The sequence below is a fragment of the Amycolatopsis sp. SB7-3 genome, from assembly GCF_041021335.1.
Classification (GTDB): domain Bacteria; phylum Actinomycetota; class Actinomycetes; order Mycobacteriales; family Pseudonocardiaceae; genus Amycolatopsis; species Amycolatopsis japonica.
Genome location: NZ_JBFPJQ010000007.1, coordinates 345267 through 364826 on the forward strand (window position 1 = coordinate 345267; position 19560 = coordinate 364826).

Consider the following 19560-nt stretch of genomic DNA (forward strand, 5'->3'; position numbering starts at 1 on the left):
GAGCAAGCCGTGCAAGCACGCAAACTCGCCGTCGAAGGCGCGATCGAGTTCACCCCGCGCGTCTTCCCCGACGACCGGGGCCTGTTCGTCTCGCCGTTCCAGGAAGAGGCCTTCGCCGAAGCCCACGGCGGCCCGCTCTTCCCGGTGGCGCAGACGAACCACAGCATGTCCAAACGCGGTGTGGTGCGGGGAATCCACTACACCGTGACGCCGCCGGGCATCGCGAAGTACGTCTACTGCGCCCGCGGCAGGGCGCTGGACATCGTCGTGGACATCCGGGTCGGCTCGCCCACGTTCGGGAAATGGGACGCGGTCCTGATGGACCAGCAGGACTTCCGGACTATGTACTTCCCGGTCGGCGTCGGCCACGCCTTCGTGGCGCTCGAGGACGACACCGTCATGTCGTACATGCTTTCCGCGGGTTACGTGGCACAGAACGAACTCGCCCTTTCGGCGCTGGACCCCGCGCTGGGCCTGCCGGTCGGCACCGAGGTGGAGCCGACCCTGTCCGAACGCGACCAGGCCGCCATCACGCTCGCCGAGGCGGAGCGGCAGGGGCTGCTTCCCGACTACGCCACCAGCGTGGAACTGGAGCGGCAGCTGACCGGGGTTTCGCTCTCCGCCTGAGTTTCTCTTCCACCAAGGCGCTGATCCCAGCGCCCCCAATGTGGGGTCAGGGACGATCAAAGATGCTTTCGCGCCGGGGTCGTGAGTGATAAAGAGCGTTCTAACGCTCTTTATCACTCACGACCTCCATCGAAAACCCATCCGGCCTTGAACTGACCAACAGCATCGCTCAACGTCCCCAATGCCGCTTGGGAGCAGGTCTTGCTCGGAACACCGCGATCCACGACCTCTTGACAGCTCTTCCACCCGGCCGACGAGGGCCATCACGGACCCGACACGGCGCCGCCCCAGCGGCGGCGCCGACCGTGATGGCCCTCTTCGGCGCGGCCGCATAGCCGAGTAATCGATATCCAGGGCGAGCCGGACGCACCGGCCCGCCGGGGGAAGGACGCCGAACTTGACGACCGATGGCCTTCAGCCGTCAGTGGACCCTTCGAACGACAACGCTTTTCTCCGCTGGGTGCGGAAGCACCGGCGATGGTTGTACGCGGGCGTGGTGATCGCCCTGCTCACCCAGATGGCGATCGCGATGATCACGACCGCCGTGGAACAGTCCCCGACCATCGACGAGCCGGTCTACGTCGGCACCGCGGTGGTCTACCTCGAAGAGCACAGCCTGCGGTACAACCCCGAGCATCCGCCGCTGGGCAAGCTGATCATCGCGGCCGGGGTGGCCTTCACCGATCCGAAGATCGCCCCCGGCTTCTCCGGCCACGAGTGGGAACTCGGCAAGCACGTGGTCTACGAAGCGGGCAACGACCCGGACCGGCTGATGCTGGCCGCCCGGCTCCCGGTGATCCTGCTGACGTTGTTGTTCGGGCTGGTCGTCTTCGCGTTCGCTTCCGATCTCGCCGGTCGCGCGGGCGGGGTGCTGGCGCTCACCCTGTTCACCTTCTCGCCCGACGTCATCGCGCACGGATCGCTGGCCACACTCGACGTGCCGGTGGCCGGGTTCCTGCTGACGTCGGTCTGGCTGGTGTGGCGTGCCCGGCGCCGCCCCGGGCTCTACCTCCCGCTCGCCGGACTGGCCCTCGGCGCGGCCACGGCCACGAAGGTGCTTTCCCTGGTGGTGGTCCCGGTCCTGATCCCGCTGGCCGTGCTGTCGGTATGGCACGCCCGCCGCGCCCGCGGACTCGACCTGAAGAGCCCGGCCCTGCTGATCGGACGCGGTGTGCTGGCGGGAGCCGGGATGGCGCTGATCGCGATCGTCGTGGTGTGGGCGTCGTATCTCGTCGTGGATCCGGGCCTGCGCTGGGAGACGCCGTCGGGTATGCAGCCCCTGCACGGGATGCGCACGCTCGTCGAGTGGCTGCCGTTCCCGCAGCCGTTGCGGGACGGGATGCGCTTCCAGTTCGAACTCGAAGACCATGTGTGGCACAACTTCCTGTTCGGCAGGCACTACACGGGTTCGCTCTGGTACTACGGGCCCGCCGCGCTGCTGGTGAAGACACCGTTGGGGGCGCTGGCGATCTGGCTGGCGGGCGCCGCCGTGCTGCTGTCGGTCCGGCGCCTGCGCCCGGCGGCGCCGTACGTGCTCGTCCCGACCGCCCTGCTGATGGCCACGGCCATGGTCATCGTCCGCGACAACGGCGTGCGGTACCTCGCCTTCGCGCCGATGTTCCTGGCCGTCGCCGCGGCCGCGGTGCTCGTCGTGCGACGGCGGTGGGTGAAGGTGGCGGCGGTGGCCGTGGTGGCCTTCGCCGCGGTCAGCTCGCTAATGACGTTCCCGTACTACCTCCCGTACTCCAACGAGGCGTTCGGCGGCCCGGAGAACACGCACAAGTACCTGCTGGACTCGAACGTCGACTGGGGGCAGGATCTGGGCCGCCTGGCGGATCGGTTGAAACAGGACTACGCGGGCGAGCGGACCTGGCTCGTCTATCAGGGAAGCGGTCTGCCGTCCTACTACGGCATCGATGCCGCCGATCCGCTCACGGTGCCCGAGGATCAGGTGCACGGTGTGCTCGCCGTGTCGGATTCCGCGGTCCTCGGCGCGTTCGCCGATCCCATGGGCGGGGGAGGGGCGCCCGGGAACGGCCACGGCAGCGACCTCGGCTCGCTGATCGCCGGCAGTACGCCGGTCGAGCGAGTGGGCCATTCCATGACGATCTACCGCCGCCCGTAACGTGCGCTTAGTCCACTTGAGACGGTTGATCGCCTCATTTCCCTTGCCGTACCGGGCTTGGACGCGTTGACCATCGAGTTCACCGAAGCCTAATTTCGGAAATGTCCACTGCGATCCGCGAAAGGTGAGACCAATGCCCGCTGCGCAGGTCAAGCAGCTGCTCCGTAGCAAGCTCAGAACATGGGGGTGGATGTACCGATGACGGCCATCGTCGAACCGGCCGAGGACCTTTCCGTCCTCACCGGACTCACCGAGATCACCCGATTCGCCGGCGTGGGCACCGCGGTGTCCGAGTCGTCGTACTCGCAGACCGAACTCCTGGAGATCCTCGACATCGAGGATCCGAAGATCCGCTCGGTCTTCCTGAACAGCGCCATCGACCGGCGTTTCCTCACCCTGCCGCCGGAGGGTCCCGGCGGCGCCCGCGCGGCCGAACCGCAGGGCGACCTCCTCGACAAGCACAAGCGGATCGCCGTCGACATGGGTTGCCGCGCCTTGGAAGCCTGCCTGAAGTCGGCGGGCGCGACGCTTTCGGATCTGCGTCACCTGTGCTGTGTCACCTCGACCGGTTTCCTGACGCCCGGTTTGAGCGCGCTGATCATCCGGGAAATGGGCATCGACCCGCATTGCAGCCGCTCGGACATCGTGGGCATGGGCTGCAACGCCGGTCTCAACGCGCTCAACGTGGTCGCGGGCTGGTCCGCGGCGCATCCCGGCGAACTCGGCGTCGTCCTGTGCAGCGAGGCGTGTTCCGCCGCCTACGCGCTGGACGGCACGATGCGGACCGCGGTGGTCAACAGTCTTTTCGGCGACGGATCCGCGGCGCTCGCGCTCGTTTCCGGTGACGGGCGCGTGCCGGGTCCGCGCGTCCTCAAATTCGCCAGCTACATCATCACCGACGCGGTCGACGCGATGCGCTACGACTGGGACCGTGACCAGGACCGGTTCAGTTTCTTCCTCGACCCGCAGATCCCTTACGTGGTCGGCGCGCACGCCGAAATCGTCATCGACCGGCTCTTGTCCGGGACGGGCCTGCGCCGCAGCGACATCGGCCACTGGCTGGTGCATTCGGGCGGGAAGAAGGTGATCGACGCCGTCGTCGTCAACCTCGGCCTGAGCCGGTACGACGTGCGCCACACCACCGGTGTGCTCCGCGACTACGGGAACCTCTCCAGCGGCTCCTTCCTCTTCTCCTACGAGCGGCTCGCCGACGAAGACGTCGCCCGCCCGGGGGACTACGGCGTGCTCATGACCATGGGGCCTGGCTCCACAATCGAAATGGCGCTAATTCAATGGTGACGCGTAACGAAATCGAGGGCGAACTGGTGCTGCACTTCGACGGATCCCGTCCGCTGTCGGCCGCGGTCGTCGAGGAGATCGGCGCGTTCTGCGATCGGGCCGAGGACCAGCGTGAACCGGGACCGGTGACCATTCACGTCACGGGCGCCCCGCCCGCCGACTGGGCGAAGGGGCTGGCGGTCGGGCTCGTGTCCAAATGGGAGCGGGTCGTGCGGCGGTTCGAACGCCTCGGCAGGCTCACGGCCGCGGTGGCGTCGGGCGAATGCGCCGGAACGGCGTTGGACCTCCTCCTCGCCGCTGACATCCGGATCGCCGAACCGGGCACCACGCTGCGGCTCGCGTCGGCGGGCGGAGGCACTTGGCCGGGGATGACCGTGTACCGGCTCACCAAACAGGCCGGGGCGGCGGGCATCCGCCGGGCCGTGCTGCTCGGAACCCCGCTCGACACGGAGCGCGCGCTCGCCCTCGACCTGATCGACGAGGTGTCCGACGATCCGGCGAAGACGCTGGCCGAATTGGACGTCGTCGTGGACGGCGCCGAGACGGCGATCCGGCGGCAGCTGATCTTCGAAGCGGGCTCGACCACCTTCGAAGAGGCGCTCGGCTCCCACCTGGCCGCGGCGGACCGGGCCCTGCGGCGGGAAGCCAAGTCGTGACGGCTCTTTCGCCAGGGCTCGATCTCCGGGCCCTGGCGGGGGAGGCCCACCGGGTCGACGACGAGGTCCGGACGCTGCGCGCGGCCTTCGTCGAGGCGCACGCCGAGGAGCTCTACGCCGAACTCACCGGCGGCCGGACGCGGTACCTGCGGCTCGACGAACTCGTCCGCGCCGCCGCGCTCGCCTTCCCCGGCCTGGTGCCGTCGGAGGAGCAGATGGCGGCCGAGCGGGCGCGGCCGCAGGCGGAGAAGGAAGGGCGCGAGATCGACCAGGGCATCTTCCTGCGCGGGATCCTGCGCGCGCCGAAGGCGGGCCCGCATCTGCTCGACGCCATGCTCCGGCCCACCGCCAGGGCCCGGCGGCTGCTTCCGGAGTTCCTCGAAACCGGGGTCGTGCGGATGGAGGCCGTCCGGCTGGAGCGGCGGGACGGCGTCGCGCACCTGACCCTGTGCCGGGACGACTGCCTGAACGCCGAGGACGCCCAGCAGGTCGACGACATGGAGACCGCGGTCGACCTGGTGCTGCTCGACCCGTCGGTCCGGGTGGGGCTGCTGCGGGGCGGGGTGATGAGCCATCCCCGCTATCTCGGGCGCCGGGTGTTCTGCGCGGGGATCAACCTCAAGAAGCTCAGCTCCGGTGACATCCCGCTGGTGGATTTCCTGCTGCGGCGGGAAACGGGGTACATCCAGAAGATCTTCCGCGGTCTGCTGACGGACGATTCCTGGCATTCCCGGTTCACCGACAAACCCTGGATGGCGGCCGTCGATTCCTTCGCCATCGGCGGTGGGACCCAGCTGCTGCTGGTCTTCGACCACGTGCTGGCGGCGTCCGACGCGTACCTCAGCCTGCCCGCGGCCAAGGAGGGGATCATCCCCGGGGTGTCCAACTTCCGGCTTTCCCGGATCGCCGGGCCGCGGGTGGCCCGGCAGGTGATCCTCGGCGGCCGCAAGCTCCGGGCGGACGAGCCGGACGCCCGCTCGATCGTCGACGAGGTCGTGCCGCCGGAGGAGATGGACGCGGCCATCGACGGCGCGCTCGCCCGGCTCGACGGGGAAGCCGTCGCCGCCAACCGGCGCATGGTGAACCTTTCCGAGGAACCACCGGAGGAATTCCGCCGGTATATCGCCGAATTCGCGCTGCAGCAGGCTTTGCGCATCTACGGCGCGGACGTGATCGGCAAGGTGGACGGCTTCGCGGTGGGCTCGCGATGAACGGCGTCCGGTACGAGAAGAAGGACCACGTCGCCTACGTCACGATGGACCGGCCCGAGGCGCTGAACGCGATGAACCGGCGGATGCACGCGGAACTCGCCGGGATCTGGGACGACGTCGAAGCCGACGACGACGTCCGGGCCGTGGTCCTCACCGGGGCGGGGGATCGGGCGTTCTCCGTCGGGCAGGATCTCAAGGAACGCGCGCGGCTGACCGACGAAGGCGTTGAAGCGTCGACGTTCGGCAGCAGCGGTCAGCCGGGGCATCCCCGGCTGACCGACCGGTTCACGCTGTCCAAACCGGTGGTCGCGCGTGTGCACGGCTACGCGCTCGGCGGCGGTTTCGAACTGGTGCTGGCGTGCGACATCGTCGTCGCTTCCGAAGAAGCGGTCTTCGGCTTGCCGGAGGTCCGGCTCGGCCTGATCGCCGGGGCGGGCGGGGTGTTCCGGTTGCCGCGCCAGCTTCCGCAGAAGGTGGCGATGGGATATCTGCTGACCGGCCGCCGAATGGACGCGGCGACGGCGTTGCGCCACGGGCTGGTCAACGAGGTCGTCCCGTTCCCGGAATTGGATCGGTGCGTCGCCGAATGGACGGACGACCTGGTGCGCGCCGCTCCGCTTTCGGTACGGGCGATCAAAGAGGCCGCGCTGCGATCGCTCGACCTCCCGCTCGAAGAAGCGTTCAAAACCTCGTATCCGTGGGAAGAACGGCGACGGACGAGCGCGGACGCGAGCGAAGGCGCCCGTGCCTTCGCCGAGAAACGGGATCCGATCTGGACCGGTCGCTGAATTCGGGTTGGACCATTGTTCCGTGTGGCGGATGATGGAACATTCGGGGTAAGAGAATTCTCGCTCGAGTAAATGCCGGGCCTGCTTCTTAGTTCACCCGAGACCGCCGTCCGGGCCGGGAAACCCCGGCTTTCCCGCGCCCGGTACCGGCAGAAACCCTGGATATCTGTGATGACAACCCTCGCCACGGTCGAACTCGACAACCAGCGTATCGACCGGATGGTTCCGCTGGTCACACCCGCCTTGCTGCACCACGAACTGCCGCTCAGCGCGACCGCGGCCGACACGGTGCGCCACGGCAGGGAAAACGTCCTCCGCGTGCTCGACGGCACGGACGACAGGCTGCTCGTGATCGCCGGGCCCTGTTCCATCCACGATCCCGCCGCGGCACTCGAATACGCCGACCGGCTCGCCGCGCTCGCCGGCCGGTTCGTCGACGAACTCCTGGTCGTCATGCGCGTGTACTTCGAAAAGCCCCGCACGGTCGGCGGCTGGAAGGGGCTCATCAACGATCCGCACCTCGACGGCACCGGCGACGTCAACCGCGGGCTGCGCGTCGCCAGGGACCTGCTCCTCGAACTCGCCGAGGGCGGTCTGCCCGCCGCTTGCGAATGGCTGGACACCACGATCCCGGCGTACCTCGCCGACACCGTCTCGTGGGGCGCGATCGGCGCGCGCACCGTGGAAAGCCAGAACCACCGCATGCTGGCGAGCGGCCTGTCCATGCCGGTCGGGTTCAAGAACCGCCGCGACGGCGATGTCGGCGTCGCGGTCGACGCCATCCGCGCCGCCGAGGCCCGGCACGTCGTTCCCGGTGTCGACCCCAGCGGCCTGCCCGCGATCCTGCACACCGTCGGCAATCCGGACTGTCACCTCGTGCTGCGCGGCGGCAACAGCGCGCCGAACCACAACCCGGCGTCCGTCCGCGCGGCGCTCACCACGCTGCAGAACGCGGGCCTGCCCCGCCGGGTCGTGATCGACGCGAGCCACGACAACAGCCGCAAGGACCACCTCCGGCAGCCCGTCGTCGCCGGCCAGATCGCCGAACAGATCAAGAACGGCCAGCGCGGCATCGTCGGCGTCATGCTCGAATCCAACCTCCAGGCGGGCCGCCAGGACCTCCACCCCGACCGGCCGCTCACCTACGGCCAGTCCATCACGGACGCCTGCATCGACCTCGCCACCACCCAAGAGGTCCTGCAGACCCTCGCCACGGCCACCGCCGCCCGCCGCTCCGGACTGCGCTGACCCGTGATCGCCCCCCAATCACGCGAGATCGCCGTTCAATCACGCGAGATCGCTCTTCAATCACGCGAGATCGCTATCCGATCGCGTCGGCGCAGCCCATCGCGGCGTTCGGCGCGGCGTCGCCACGGGTGCGTTCGAGATGCGCTTCGCCCCAGACCCTGACTCCCTCGACCACCGGCAGAACCGTGGCACCGTAAGGAGTGAGCCGGTAGATGACACGCGCCGGGACCGGCCCGGTGACCACGCGCTCGACGAGCCCGTCGGCTTCGAGTTCGCGGAGCTGTTCGGCCAGCACCTTGGGCGTGATGGGGGCGCCCCGGCGGCGGAGGCCGGCGAAATGGGATTCGCCGTGGGCGAGCCAGTACAGGAGCGTCAGTTTCCATTTCCCGCCGATCGCGGCGAACGCCGCGGCCATCGGACAGCCCGGCAGCGGGTTGGGACGGGGAAGGTTACCCGGAAGTGCCTTCTTGTCCATGGTCGTCCTCCGCTCGGATAGTTCGGACCATGACCGTGCCATACAAACGAATCCTGACAGTGGGCCTTGCGGCCCTGATGCTGGTCGCGACGGCGGCGTCGGGCGACGCGTCGACCTCGGGCACCGATCCCCAGCGGGCGTTCGACTGGGAGATCGGCACCTGGCGCTCGACGGTGCGGGTGCTCGCCGAGCCGCTTTCGGAGTCCGCGGACCAGTGGCTCCAGTTCGCGGGCACCAGCACCGTCCGCCCGCTCATGGACCGGCGGGCGAACGCCCTCGAATTCGAGGTTTCGGGCCCGGACGGGCGGATCGACGCGCTCAACCTGCGGCTGTACGAACCGCAGGCGCAGCGGTGGAGCCTGACCTTCGTCAACATGCGCGACGGTCTGCTCACCCCGTCGGTTTATGGCGGGTTCCATGACGGCGTCGGCGAGTTCCACGGCGACGACCAGCTCGGCGGTCGTCCGATCAAGGTGCGTTTCCTCGTCTTCCGGCAAGGCGCGGACGAAGCGCGATTCGAGCAGGCGTTCTCGGCCGACGGCGGGGCGACCTGGGAGACGAACTGGGTCGCCGTGGACCGCCGGGTCCGCTGGTGAGGCTTCGGTGCGGTGGGTCGTGAGTGGCGTTTCGGGTTCTAACCCGAAACGCCACTCACGACCACCCGCACCACGGCCGCACTCACGTGACTGATTGGACGACACGCGTGAGCCGATGGACGACACGCGTGACTGGGTGGACGACACGGCGAGCCGTCCTTCTGGACACGTGTGTCGTCCCGCTGATCACGCGTGTCGTCCATCCGCGCACGGCGGCAGGGAACGCCACTCACGACCCACGCGAGGCCGGACAGGTCACCCTCGACCCACGCCGTCCAGCAAAGCGAGCTCCTCTTCGCTCAACCGCAGTCCGCCCGCCGCGACGTTCTCCGCCAGATGCCCGGGATCGCCGGTCCCCGGGATGGCGAGGACGTGCGCGCCGCGGTGCAGCGTCCAGGCGAGCCGGATCTGCGCCGAAGTCGCGTCATGCGCCGCGGCGACCTTCGCGACCTCGGCCTCGCCGCGAACAGCGCCGGGCGCCGCTCCCGGAATAGAGGTCGTGACGGCGAAGAACGGCACGAAAGCGATACCGAGCTCCCCGCACAGGTCGAGCAGGGCGTCGTCCTCGCGGTCGGTCATGCCGTAGCGGTTCTGCACGCAGACCACCGGAGCGATCGACAAAGCCTCGGTCAGCTGGTCCGCCACGACGTTGGAGACACCCAGATGGCGGATCAGGCCGGCCTCGCGCAGCTCCGCCAGCGCGCCGAAATGGTCGGCCATCGAGCCGGGCTCCTTGCCCATCGCCGCGCCCCAGCGCAGATTGACGACGTCGAGGTGGTCGAGGCCGAGTTGCCGGATGTTCTCCTCGACCTGGCCGCGCAGCTGATCCGGGCGGGCGAAGGAGAACTCGCCGTCGCGGTCGCGGCCCGCGCCGACCTTCGTGGTGATCACGAGGTCTTCGGGATACGGCTGGAGCGCGGTCGCGATCAGTTCGTTCGCCGAGCGCGTGGGCGTGAAGTAGAACGACGCCGTGTCGATGTGGTTGACGCCGAGTTCGATCGCGCGGCGCAGGACGGTGATCGCGTCCTCGCGGCTCTTGGGTCGCTCGTCCCAGGGCATCCCGGTCAGCCGCATCGCGCCGAGCCCGAGGCGGTTGACGGTGAGGTCGCCGAGCCGCCAGGTGTCGTGAAGATTCGTCATGACCATCAGCGTCGTGAGGAGGCCGTCCGTAGTCAGAAAATGGCAACAAGCTGCCACGTACTGGCGAGGCTGGGGCAGTATCGGTGTCATGCGGACGAGTGATGCGGTGACGGTCGTGCGCGGCGAGGAGGAGCTGTTCCGCCGCGTCGGGCACCTGTTCTCGACCGTGACCGACCTGGCGTGCGCCGCCAACGACCTCGCGACCTGGGTCGCCGCCCACGGAGCCGGCGAGCTCGCCGAGCGCCGGGCGGGCCAGGTCCGGATCCGCAAGATCTACCGCGCCGGGCTGCTGCTCGACGAGGGCGCCGCGCAGGAGCTCGCGAGGGTCCGCGACCGGCACGGAGCCCAGGTCCGGATCTCCACCGAGGACCTCAACGAGACGATCGTCCTGGACGGCAGGCTCGTCATCCTCGCCGGTGACCTCAGCGCCGGGCAGCGCGGCTACAGCGTCATCACCCAGCCCGAAACCGTGCAGGGTGTGACGTCGCTGTTCGAGGCGGCCTGGCTATCGGCGACCGAACTCGCCGTCTTCGACGCGCAGGTGTCCGAGATCCGGCGGCTCGCGCCCGCGGTGCTGGACCTGCTCGGCAGCGGCGTCAAGGACGAAGCCGCCGCCCGGACCCTCGGCCTCGGCGTGCGGACCTACCGGCGCCGGGTGGCCGAACTGATGGCCGCCCTCGGAGCCGAGTCCCGCTTCCAGGCCGGAGTCCGGGCGCGCGAGCTCGGCTTGGTCTAGGCCGCCCAACCCGGCAGCGGTTCGCAGCCGCTCTCGCGGACGAGACGCAGCAAGCGGTTCATGGACGGCCCGGGTGGCCAAAGGCCCCCGACCGGGTGAGCTTCGGCTGCTGTCGGTGCCCACCGGGAGGGTAAGATCTCCCCTCCGGGGACGCCGTGGAAATCTTCCGGGAACCAACGCGCGGCCGGATGCGTCGGTGTACACGAACGGCGTCATCGCGTTTACGGAAACGGTGCGCACGCGTGGGTGGGAACTCATAGGGTGCGCGGTAGAGCAACATGGGTCAGGCAAGTACGGGCCGGAAGGATCATTCATGACTCGCCGATTCGATCCAGAGCAGATCGCCGCGCTGGCCAAGAAGGTCGGCGGGCTCAAGGACGGCTACACCGGCACGGGCAAGGACCTGGGCGACGGTGATCCCGGAGCGGCGTTCGGCGATCTGAAGAACGCGGCCAGCACGGGGACCACGATGAAGGGTTTCCACCGCGGTGTGAACGCCGAACTGGCGGCCGCCGCGAAGCTCGTCGACGCCGCGTCGAACGCGCTGGCCAACGCCGCGCAGCGGATGCGCAACGACGAGGCCGCGGGTGTCGACACCCTCCGCGGCCACGCACGCGAGCGGGACTGATCGGACTGAAGACGGGAACCAGGGGGATTTACCGATGACCACCGCGGAGCGGAATCCGAGCACGCTCGACGACCCGTCGCACGACCGCCCGAAGTCGCTGGACGCCATCGACAAGCACGCCCAGCAGACGCAGAAGCTCAACTCGGGCGCGGTCAACGACCAGGCCAGGAAGGTCGGCGGAGCCGCCACCCGGGCCAACGACCTCGGCGACGACCTCAAGGCCTTCCGTGACGACGTGCTGCGCCACTGGGAGGGCAAGGACGCCGACGCCGTCGCCGACCATCTCGAAAAGCTCGGCAAGGCCAGCTACAAGGTCAGTGACAAGGCCGAGGCGGCCAAGAACATCCTCCAGCGGGTGTCCGAGATCATGGACGAGGTCAAGAAGAAGGTCGCACAACTCGCCCAGGAAGCCAACGACAAGGACGCGGACAACCGCAAGCTGATCGACTCGGCCCGCCGCCGGAAGAACAGTTCCGAGGACGACAACGAGATCGCCGCGGCCGCGTCGGACATCGAGCGGCTCCGGCAGCTCAACGAAAAAGACTCGAACGGCAAGAAGGACGAGATCGAAAAGGCGCTGGACGACGCCGAGAAGCAGATCGACGAGCTTCTCAAGCCGCTCGGCCTGGAGATCGAAGGCGGCTTCCTCGAGCTGATCCCGGCCGACGACGGCCAGACCACGGCGTCGAGCGTCCACGCCAAGCCGGTCAATCAGCACCTGAGCGCCACCCCCAGCTACGGCGGGGGAGACGGCGGCGGTGGCGGAGGAGGCGGCGGTGGCGGTGGGGGCCACGCCGGGGTTCCGGGCGACGGCAGGCCTGCCAAGCCGATCGACGCCCGCGGTGACAACCCGGCGAAGATCGCGGAGAAGTTCCTCGGCCGCAACGCCGGCGACCTCAAGGGCAGCGGTGAGCTCCCCGCCATGCAGTCGTGGGTGCCCAACAACGTCAACTGCGCGAACTTCGTCTCCGGCTGTCTCGAGGCGGCGGGCCTGATCGACAAGGGGCAGGCCAGTGCCTCGGTCGCGGGTCTGACGGCCAACCTCGAAGCGGACGGCTGGCGGTCGGTGCCGCTTTCCGAAGCGAAGCCCGGCGACGTGGTGATCTCGAACAACGGCGGGCACGTCGTGCTGTACGCGGGCGATGGTCAGTTCATCGGCTCGAACAACATCAACCCCGACGGTTCGCAGAAGATCAGCATGGGCGGCGGTGGCGGCCTCGTGAAGATCCTCACCCCGCCGACCTGATCCGACAGAACGCCGTAGCAGCACCGGGCAGGCGGACGCGATCGCTCGCGTCCCCGCCCGCCAGTGGGAGGTAGCTTGATGTACACCCCGTCCGCACGACCGTTTCCGGTGGCGCTGAATCCCGGCGACCCGGTCCGGGAAGCGGTGCTCCAGGCCGCCACCGCCCGGCTCGACGAGGAGTTCGGCGATCAGGTCCGGGTGGCCGTGGAACAGCTCGACCGGCTCGGCCCCTGGGTTTTCCTGCAGGGCACGATGCGTCCCGCCGAAGCGGGCCGCCCGTACTACGCCGGCACGATCTACGAGAACCGCCGGGCCGACGGCGTCATGTCCGACGTCTACGTCGCCCTGCTCAAGAAGAAGAGCGAAACGGGCGTCGACGACGACCCGCGGTCCTGGCGGGTGGCCAACTGCGCCATCGGCCCGACCGACGTCGCGTGGCTGACCTGGCCGGACGACTACGAAATCCCGCAGGAGCTGTTCGGCTTCTAGGCCCGAGTCCATTCCGGCAGGGTGCGGGCGACCTCGTCGGGCGAGGGCATCCGGGCGATCTCCTCGGCGATCGCCCGGGCCGCGTCGCGATACGCGTTCCGGCCCAGCAGGGTCCGTGTGTGCGCGGCGACGGCTTCCGCGCTCAGCTCGCCGGGCTGAAGGCTCAGTGCGGCCCCCGCGGCGCACAGCGCTCCGGCGTTGGCGAAGTGGTCGGCTCCCTGGGGGAGGACCAGTTGCGGGACACCGGCGGCGAGCGCGCCGAGCGTCGTGCCGCTGCCGCCGTGGTGCACCACCGCGTCGACGTGCGGCATCAGGTCCGGTTGCGATATCCAGGCCCGCACCGTGACGTTGTCCGGGACGGCGCCGAGTTCCTCCGGGCGGATCCGTCCCGAGGCGACGACGACGTGTGCGCCGAGTGAGGCCAGCCCCCGGATGGCCGTGGTGAGCACTTCCGGCGTGCCGAACGCGGTGCCGAGGGTCAGGTAGATCAACGGTCGCGCGGTCGTTTCGAGCCGCGCCGCCGGTTCGGAGAACGGAACGGGACGTAGTTCGACGCGTTCGGCCGTCGCGAGGAAGTCCTTGTCCTGCAAGGACGGCGGGCAGATGTCGAGATGCGGCCGGTCGGGCCGCGTCGGCGGCTGGAGCCCGATCCCGTCGGGGAACATGCGGCCGAAACCGTGCCAGAGTCCCGGGATCCCGGCGCGTTCCGCGGCGACGGCCACCCCCGGTTGTCCCCACTCGTGCACGACGAGGTCGGGCTGTAGCCGAGCCAGTTCCGGTTCGAGGTCCTCGGCGTAGATCTCGTAGAACGCGTCCGCCGGCCGAAACGGTCGGAGGCCGTTCCTGAGCAGTGGCGGATGGACGTTCTCGCCGGCGGCGAAGAACACCTCGTGCCCGGCGTCCCTGGCGGCGATCGCGAGCGGGATCAGCGGATAGGTGTGGCCGACCGACGCGAGGCTGGCGAAGAGGACACGCATGGTCGAGATGTTAGCACCAGATGTTCAGAACATCTGAAACTGCGCGGGGATGCAACCCCTTCCCGGCGGGCCCGCCGGGAAGGGGCGCGAAGCGGGTTACGGGATGACGCGGTTGCGCAGGTTGTTCGGGTACGGGCCTTCGCCGTGGATGTTCAGCTCGTTGGCCACTTCGAAGCTGTAGTACGGGTGCGAGCTGAAATAGCTGTCCAGATTGGTGCCGCCGAAACAGATCAGATCCGCGCCGCCCGCCGCATTGGGGCCGTTGCAGAGACTCAAGGTCGGGTAGCGGAAGGAATCCACCGGCCGGAAACCGGCGCCACCGGGACCGGGAACGGGAAGATGCCCGATCAGCCCGCCGGGGTCACCCGGCCAGTTCGACTCGACGGGCTGCCGCCGCCCGTCGGCGAACAACACGCCCTGGATGTTCCGTCCGGGCGGCTCGGTCTCCAGGACCGTGCCCGCGACGAGCGCGCCGAGGCTGAATCCGACGATGTACACCTTCGTTTCGAGGTCGCAGCCGTAGGTGACATAAAGGTTGTAGAGCGCGGTCCGGAGATTGGCGACACCGGCGTCGACGTCGGCGTACAGATTGACGTCCCCGGCGCTGTTCGGATACGGAATGCGCACCGGGTCGGCGCCGCCCGGCGCGAGTCCCCGGTCCAGAAGCTTTTGTGCGCCGCCGTCCTGATATCCCGGGACGACGAACATGACGGGCCCGCACGGACCGTCCGGCCGGGCGGGTGCCGCCTGCGCCGTTCCCGTGCCGGCGATCGCGCCGACCAGGGTGACGACGGACAGGATGGCGGTCGCGAGCAAACGCGCTGCGGTTCTTTTCATCGGTTTCTCCCCACTGTCGTATTGCCGCGCCGAACATTAATGAGCGCGGATGAAATACCGATGAAATGCAGCGCTGTACCCGCTTTCGGGTGAAGTTTCGGCGAGAGGTAGTTTCCGTCGTGACGAAAAGGCGTGGGATTTCGATGCCGGCACTGGCCGTTGACGGAGTTCCCGCGAGGAGACGCTGCCGAATCTCGGCTACACCGACACCATCATGAAATCGACGGGCTGACGGGGGAGCACCCGCGGCGCCACGGGTGTCCTGCCGGATCCGCGGGCTCAGGCCCTGGTGTTGACGCTGACCGGTCGCGAACCGGTCGGCGGGGTCCAGCCCTGCAGGGTGGAGCGGATGCTCACACGGTTGGCACAATTGATCACCTGGTAATGCAGGTGATAGTCGGTGGCCGCCCCGGTCTTGCCCGACCAGCCGATGATCCGGCCCTGCGGGACCCAGGCGCCCGCGTCGTAGATGGCCCGGTTCAGGTGGATGTATTGCGTGCAGGTGCCGTTGGAGTGCCGGATGATCACCTCGATGCCGTTCGACGCGTACGGCGACCAGCCCGAGACGAGGATTTGGCCGCCCTGTGCGGCGGACACCTCGTAGTTTGCCGGGAGTGCGATGTCCCAGGCGTACTCGTTGTAGGGGCCGGTGTGGGAGAAGGTGCCCTCCGGTCCCTGCGAGATGGTGTAGGCCTCACCCGCGGGGTACGGCATTTCGTAGTAGAAGTCCGCGGCCGAAGCCGTGGCGGAGCCGGCGATCGAGAGGCCTGCCGCCGTCAGTACCGCGGCCGCCATCGTGATCAGCTTGCGCGGTAACGCTTTTCCGCTCATGTGTCCCTCGCTTCCGTGCGCTCGACGCCCTGCCATCGGCCGGGCGTCCCTGACTAAACAGGCAGGCCACGGCTCCGACAATGGTTTGTTCAGGGCTTGCGCGAGGGCGAGGATCGGGCTATCCGGTCAGCGACGACCCGCGGCGAGAATGACGAGGAACTGGCCGCCGCCCGGCTCGACGGCGGCGGTCACCGGCAATCCCGGCACCAGCCGGGAGAAGCGGTCCACCAGCCAGTCGGCCGCCTCTTGCGCGTCCTGTCTCGTCGGGCAACGGGCCACCAATTCGCGGCCTCCCTTGCGTTCCAGCCGCCCGGCGACGGTGATCAGCGGCGCGGGCTCGACCACGTGCAGCCGGTCCGGCCAGGCGATGACCACCTTGACCGCGCCCTTGCGGGTGTTGCAGCCGCGGTGCGCGAGCCGCTCCGCGATCTTGGCCTTGCGGTCCGCGGTCCGGCTGTCGACGCTCGGGCCCCGCGGGTCGTTCACCGACATGTCCGGGTCGACCGGTTCGTCGCACACCCAGCAGCGCCAGCCGTCGCGTTCGGCAACGTCGTCGAGAAGACTCACCCGGCCAACCTAGCCTGAACATCCGTGAAGGCCTCCTTAAGGGACCCAGAGTCCCTCAAGGAGGCCTTTACGGACCGTCTATTTCGTGCAGTGGATCCCGGCTTCACCCCGGTACATCACGAAGCTGATCTTCACCGAGTACAGATGGATGATCACGCACTGATCCTGCGTGTACCCGTAGACGGAAGCGTGGTCGTAGGCCTGCTGCAACGCCGTCCGCTTGGCCGAGGCCGACGTCTTCTCCACCGTGGTCCCGAGGAACGCCCGGGTCTCCTCGGCGCTCGCCGTCGACGGCGCCAGTGTCATGAGTCCCGCGAGGACCACGGCGGCCCCCGTGGCGCGGGCGATCGTCCTGTTCATGTTTTCCCCTCCTGGTTTCAGCGCTGGCAGTAGAGCCAGACGCGCGCGCTGTAGTAGTCGAAGTGCGACCGGATGTCGGAGCCGCGGACGTAACACTGCGAGTCGAGCCAGCCCGTGTTGCGCGCGTACAAGCGCGCGACCTTTTCCGCCGACGCGACGGCGTCCGACGGTCCCGGGCCGATGCCGGTCGCGTAGAAGTCCCCGGTCTCCACGGCGAACGCCGGCTGTGCCGACATGGTCACCGCGCCCACCACCAGGGCGGCCGCGGTCAGCAACTTCTTCATGGGAGATCCCCCTTCCGGGTGTCAGCCAGGATCGACCGACTCCCCTTGGTCATTCATCTCAGCTAACGTGGAAACCGTAGGGCGACGGCCGTCTGGATGTCAACCCAGATGAACGAAGCAATGCATGTCATTCATTTCAGCTAACGGAGGTGAAGATGACCGAACCACGGGCGACCACGCTCACCGACCGGATCGACCGCCTCTTCCAGGTGGTCCGGCGGCCCAACGGCGAGCAGCACAGCCACGAGGAGGTGGCGCGGGCCTGCCGGGAGAGCACCGGCGAGTCGTTTTCCGCCGCCTACCTGTGGCAACTGCGGACCGGTCGCCGGGACAACCCGACCAAACGGCACCTCGAAGCGCTCGCGGCGTTCTTCCAGGTGCCGCCCGCGTACTTCTTCGACGACGAACAGGGGAGGGCCCTTGCCGAGGAGGTCGAATTGCTGGGAGCGTTGCGCAACGGCGCGGTGCGCAACCTGGCGTTGCGCGCGGTGACGCTGTCCGAGGAGGGGCTCGGCACCGTGACCGACATCGTCGAGGCGATCAAGCGGCGCGAGTCCAAGCGTGACCAGGGGGAGTAGCCATGCTGGGCAGGAAGAGTGCGCTCTGGCGCAGATGTGAGCGCATCGCGGGCGGCGTGCGGCTGCCGGAGCCGTTCGACGTCACCACGTTGTTCGGCGAGGTCGCGGCGATGCGGGGGCGGCCCATCGAACTGGTGCCGCTCGAAGCGCGGCCGGGGGCGCCGTGCGGGGTGCTCGCGGCCACCGATCGGGCGGACTACGTGTTCTACACGCGGGACACGTCCCCGTTGCACCAGCGGCACATCCTGCTGCACGAACTCGGTCACCTGCTCTGCGGGCACGTCGAAGGCGAGGTGCGGCCGGAGGCGATCGCGGAGATCGTCGCGCCCAGCCTGTCGGTGGACCTGGTCCGCCGCGTCCTCGGCCGCACCACCTACGCGCGGGAACAGGAGAAGGAAGCCGAGCTCGTCGCTTCGCTGCTCATGCGCCGCGCCGCGCGCACCGGGCCGGAAAACGATCGGCTGCGCCACGCCCTCGGTTCATGATCAGCTACCTGTCCGCCGCGCTGCTGGCGCTGATCGGCCTCACCCGGCTGATGACGGTCCGCGCCGGCCCGGGGTACCTGGCCACGTTCTTCCTCAGCATGGCGGTGGCCCTCGCCGTCTCGGCCGAGGACACGGTCCGGCTGCTCGGCGACGAACTGCTCCCGCGGCTGGTCACCAACGCGCTGCAACTTCTCGCAATGCGCGCGTTGCTGCAACTGGTCCGCAGCACCCGGTCGCCGGAGAAACCGACGCCGTTCTGGCCGATCGTGGTGTGCTGGACCCTGATGGTGGTGTGCTACCTGGACTTCGCACCGCATCGGTCCGAGGCGGGCACACCCGAGTTCCAATGGCGCCTCAGCATCGTGGCGTACCAGGTGGTCCTCACGACCTACGCGGTCACGTGCCTGGTGCTGTTCATCCGCACGCTCGTCCGCAGCGCCGCGGGCCGTCCGCGAGGGGCGTTCCGGACCGGGCTGCGGATCCTGGTCTGCGCCGCCGTCGTCACCATCGGCTGGGCGCTGTTCTCCGGGCTTCCCTCGCTGTGGCTGGAGATCACCGATCTCGCGGACCTCGACTTCCTGCCCCGGGCCCGTCTGGTCGGGCTCTGCGCGATGGTGTTGTGGGTCCTCGGTGGACTGTTCACCACCTGGGACGGCGCGCTCCGGCTGGCGCGTGCGTGGCTCAGGATCCGGGCGGTGACACCGTTGTGGAAGGAACTCGTCGCCGCCCACCCGCAGATCGCGCTGCCCGTGCGGCACGACCTCGAATTCACCCTGTACCGCAGGGTGATCGAGATCCGTGACGGGCTGCTCGCCTTGCGGGCACACGTCCCGCCGCACCTCGGGGACTGGCTGCACACCCCGGTCGACGAACCCACGCGCGCCGCCGCCGAACTCGCCGCCGCACTGGTGATGCGGCAGGCCGGCCGGAGCTGGCCGAACCGATCGGCGGGGCCGCATCCCAGCGCACGGGACGAAAGCGCCTGGCTGAGCGCGGTTTCGTCCGCGTTCACGCGGTCCCGCGTCGTGCGGGAGGTACGCGAACGCGCACTGGCGGAGGTCAAGGCTTCTTGAGTTCCGGTGCGGCCGGCCCGGTTTCTTCACAGTCGAGTCCTCGGAATTGCTTTCACGTTATTTGCAGGTGCGGTGTTGCCGAAAATCGGCGATGCCTTTGTCGTTCGTGGGGTCGGGAATTGTCGGTGGTGGGTCGTAGGTTTGTGGGGTGGATACTCATTCCGCGCCTGTGGCGCTTGTGGAAAGTCTCACCGATCCCGAGGTGTTGGCTGCGGTGAACTCCGTGGTGGATTCTTTGGATGACAAGGATTCCGTGGCGTTGGCGCAGGCGGCGTCGGTGGGGATCGCGCGTTTGGAGGCGGTA

General features: G+C 68.7%; 23 protein-coding genes. 15 read left to right on the plus strand and 8 right to left on the minus strand.

Features of this window, described 5'->3' with window-relative positions; translation table 11 throughout:
* The first annotated feature begins 9 nt into the window (after positions 1–9).
* The 7 genes from AB8M46_RS36265 to AB8M46_RS36295 all read left to right on the plus strand — a co-directional run bounded on the left by AB8M46_RS36265 (position 10) and on the right by AB8M46_RS36295 (position 7954).
* Complete coding sequence (locus tag AB8M46_RS36265; RefSeq protein WP_037346437.1) at positions 10–627, plus strand: dTDP-4-dehydrorhamnose 3,5-epimerase family protein; 618 nt, start codon at positions 10–12, stop codon at positions 625–627.
* A 397-nt stretch (positions 628–1024) separates the two neighbouring features.
* On the plus strand, positions 1025–2752 hold the full coding sequence (locus AB8M46_RS36270; protein WP_394363101.1) for an ArnT family glycosyltransferase: 1728 nt from the start codon (positions 1025–1027) through the stop codon (positions 2750–2752).
* Between the two features lie 198 nt (positions 2753–2950).
* Entirely contained in the window at positions 2951–4051 is a 1101-nt protein-coding gene (dpgA, locus tag AB8M46_RS36275) for a 3,5-dihydroxyphenylacetyl-CoA synthase DpgA (protein WP_125735802.1), read from the plus strand.
* Positions 4045–4707 (plus strand): enoyl-CoA-hydratase DpgB, encoded by a 663-nt coding sequence (dpgB, locus tag AB8M46_RS36280; protein WP_394363102.1) that lies wholly within the window; start codon positions 4045–4047, stop codon positions 4705–4707. The genes dpgA and dpgB overlap by 7 nt, the downstream gene beginning before the upstream one ends.
* Positions 4704–5918 (plus strand): (3,5-dihydroxyphenyl)acetyl-CoA 1,2-dioxygenase DpgC, encoded by a 1215-nt coding sequence (gene dpgC, locus AB8M46_RS36285; RefSeq protein WP_378429042.1) that lies wholly within the window; start codon positions 4704–4706, stop codon positions 5916–5918. Before dpgB ends, dpgC begins: the two co-directional genes overlap by 4 nt.
* A complete protein-coding gene (dpgD, locus tag AB8M46_RS36290) occupies positions 5915–6706 on the plus strand; it encodes an enoyl-CoA-hydratase DpgD (protein WP_394363103.1) in 792 nt (263 codons plus the stop codon). Before dpgC ends, dpgD begins: the two co-directional genes overlap by 4 nt.
* A gap of 171 nt (positions 6707–6877) precedes the next feature.
* Complete coding sequence (locus AB8M46_RS36295) at positions 6878–7954, plus strand: 3-deoxy-7-phosphoheptulonate synthase (RefSeq protein ID WP_037346446.1); 1077 nt, start codon at positions 6878–6880, stop codon at positions 7952–7954.
* A 73-nt stretch (positions 7955–8027) separates the two neighbouring features.
* Here AB8M46_RS36295 and AB8M46_RS36300 read toward each other — a convergent pair whose 3' ends face one another.
* Positions 8028–8429: a helix-turn-helix domain-containing protein gene (locus AB8M46_RS36300; protein WP_228694658.1), complete on the minus strand. Its 402-nt coding sequence runs from the start codon at positions 8427–8429 to the stop codon at positions 8028–8030.
* A 29-nt stretch (positions 8430–8458) separates the two neighbouring features.
* On the opposite strand from AB8M46_RS36300, the gene AB8M46_RS36305 reads away from it, so the two are divergent.
* The gene (locus AB8M46_RS36305) at positions 8459–9025 is read left to right on the plus strand and encodes a hypothetical protein (protein WP_394363104.1); all 567 of its coding nucleotides are present in this window, start codon (positions 8459–8461) and stop codon (positions 9023–9025) included.
* Between the two features lie 255 nt (positions 9026–9280).
* Here AB8M46_RS36305 and AB8M46_RS36310 read toward each other — a convergent pair whose 3' ends face one another.
* A complete protein-coding gene (locus AB8M46_RS36310) occupies positions 9281–10165 on the minus strand; it encodes an oxidoreductase (protein WP_394363105.1) in 885 nt (294 codons plus the stop codon).
* 88 nt (positions 10166–10253) lie between these two features.
* Here AB8M46_RS36310 and AB8M46_RS36315 point away from each other — a divergent pair, with 88 nt between their 5' ends.
* The 4 genes from AB8M46_RS36315 (at position 10254) to AB8M46_RS36330 (ending at position 13264) form a co-directional block, all read left to right on the plus strand.
* Positions 10254–10901, plus strand: coding sequence for a DNA-binding response regulator (locus AB8M46_RS36315; RefSeq protein WP_394363106.1), 648 nt, complete (start codon positions 10254–10256; stop codon positions 10899–10901).
* 313 nt (positions 10902–11214) lie between these two features.
* The gene (locus AB8M46_RS36320; RefSeq protein ID WP_037346453.1) at positions 11215–11529 is read left to right on the plus strand and encodes a hypothetical protein; all 315 of its coding nucleotides are present in this window, start codon (positions 11215–11217) and stop codon (positions 11527–11529) included.
* Positions 11530–11563: 34 nt separating this feature from the next.
* On the plus strand, positions 11564–12775 hold the full coding sequence (locus tag AB8M46_RS36325) for a peptidoglycan-binding protein (RefSeq protein ID WP_350593626.1): 1212 nt from the start codon (positions 11564–11566) through the stop codon (positions 12773–12775).
* A 78-nt stretch (positions 12776–12853) separates the two neighbouring features.
* Positions 12854–13264 (plus strand): hypothetical protein, encoded by a 411-nt coding sequence (locus AB8M46_RS36330; protein ID WP_037346455.1) that lies wholly within the window; start codon positions 12854–12856, stop codon positions 13262–13264.
* On the opposite strand, the gene AB8M46_RS36335 is transcribed toward AB8M46_RS36330, so the two are convergent.
* From AB8M46_RS36335 to AB8M46_RS36360, 6 genes are all read right to left on the minus strand, one after another.
* Entirely contained in the window at positions 13261–14241 is a 981-nt protein-coding gene (locus tag AB8M46_RS36335; protein WP_394363107.1) for a glycosyltransferase, read from the minus strand. The two genes, AB8M46_RS36330 and AB8M46_RS36335, sit on opposite strands and share 4 nt — an antisense overlap.
* Positions 14242–14337: 96 nt before the next feature.
* Entirely contained in the window at positions 14338–15078 is a 741-nt protein-coding gene (locus tag AB8M46_RS36340) for a hypothetical protein (protein ID WP_394363108.1), read from the minus strand.
* A gap of 279 nt (positions 15079–15357) precedes the next feature.
* The gene (locus AB8M46_RS36345) at positions 15358–15909 is read right to left on the minus strand and encodes a M23 family metallopeptidase (RefSeq protein ID WP_350593623.1); all 552 of its coding nucleotides are present in this window, start codon (positions 15907–15909) and stop codon (positions 15358–15360) included.
* Positions 15910–16035: 126 nt separating this feature from the next.
* Positions 16036–16476 carry a hypothetical protein gene (locus AB8M46_RS36350; RefSeq protein ID WP_394363109.1) on the minus strand — a complete coding sequence of 147 codons (441 nt, stop codon included), beginning with the start codon at positions 16474–16476 and terminating at the stop codon, positions 16036–16038.
* A 78-nt stretch (positions 16477–16554) separates the two neighbouring features.
* Positions 16555–16836 carry a hypothetical protein gene (locus AB8M46_RS36355; RefSeq protein WP_125735598.1) on the minus strand — a complete coding sequence of 94 codons (282 nt, stop codon included), beginning with the start codon at positions 16834–16836 and terminating at the stop codon, positions 16555–16557.
* 17 nt (positions 16837–16853) lie between these two features.
* The gene (locus AB8M46_RS36360) at positions 16854–17120 is read right to left on the minus strand and encodes a hypothetical protein (RefSeq protein ID WP_125735597.1); all 267 of its coding nucleotides are present in this window, start codon (positions 17118–17120) and stop codon (positions 16854–16856) included.
* Positions 17121–17275: 155 nt separating this feature from the next.
* Between AB8M46_RS36360 and AB8M46_RS36365 the strand changes: the two genes are divergently transcribed.
* The 3 genes from AB8M46_RS36365 to AB8M46_RS36375 are packed head-to-tail and all read left to right on the plus strand — an operon-like array spanning position 17276 to position 19256.
* Positions 17276–17698 carry an XRE family transcriptional regulator gene (locus AB8M46_RS36365; RefSeq protein ID WP_394363110.1) on the plus strand — a complete coding sequence of 141 codons (423 nt, stop codon included), beginning with the start codon at positions 17276–17278 and terminating at the stop codon, positions 17696–17698.
* Positions 17699–17700: 2 nt separating this feature from the next.
* On the plus strand, positions 17701–18183 hold the full coding sequence (locus tag AB8M46_RS36370) for an ImmA/IrrE family metallo-endopeptidase (RefSeq protein ID WP_073847821.1): 483 nt from the start codon (positions 17701–17703) through the stop codon (positions 18181–18183).
* Positions 18180–19256, plus strand: coding sequence for an MAB_1171c family putative transporter (locus tag AB8M46_RS36375; protein WP_394363111.1), 1077 nt, complete (start codon positions 18180–18182; stop codon positions 19254–19256). Before AB8M46_RS36370 ends, AB8M46_RS36375 begins: the two co-directional genes overlap by 4 nt.
* The last annotated feature ends 304 nt before the right edge of the window (positions 19257–19560 follow it).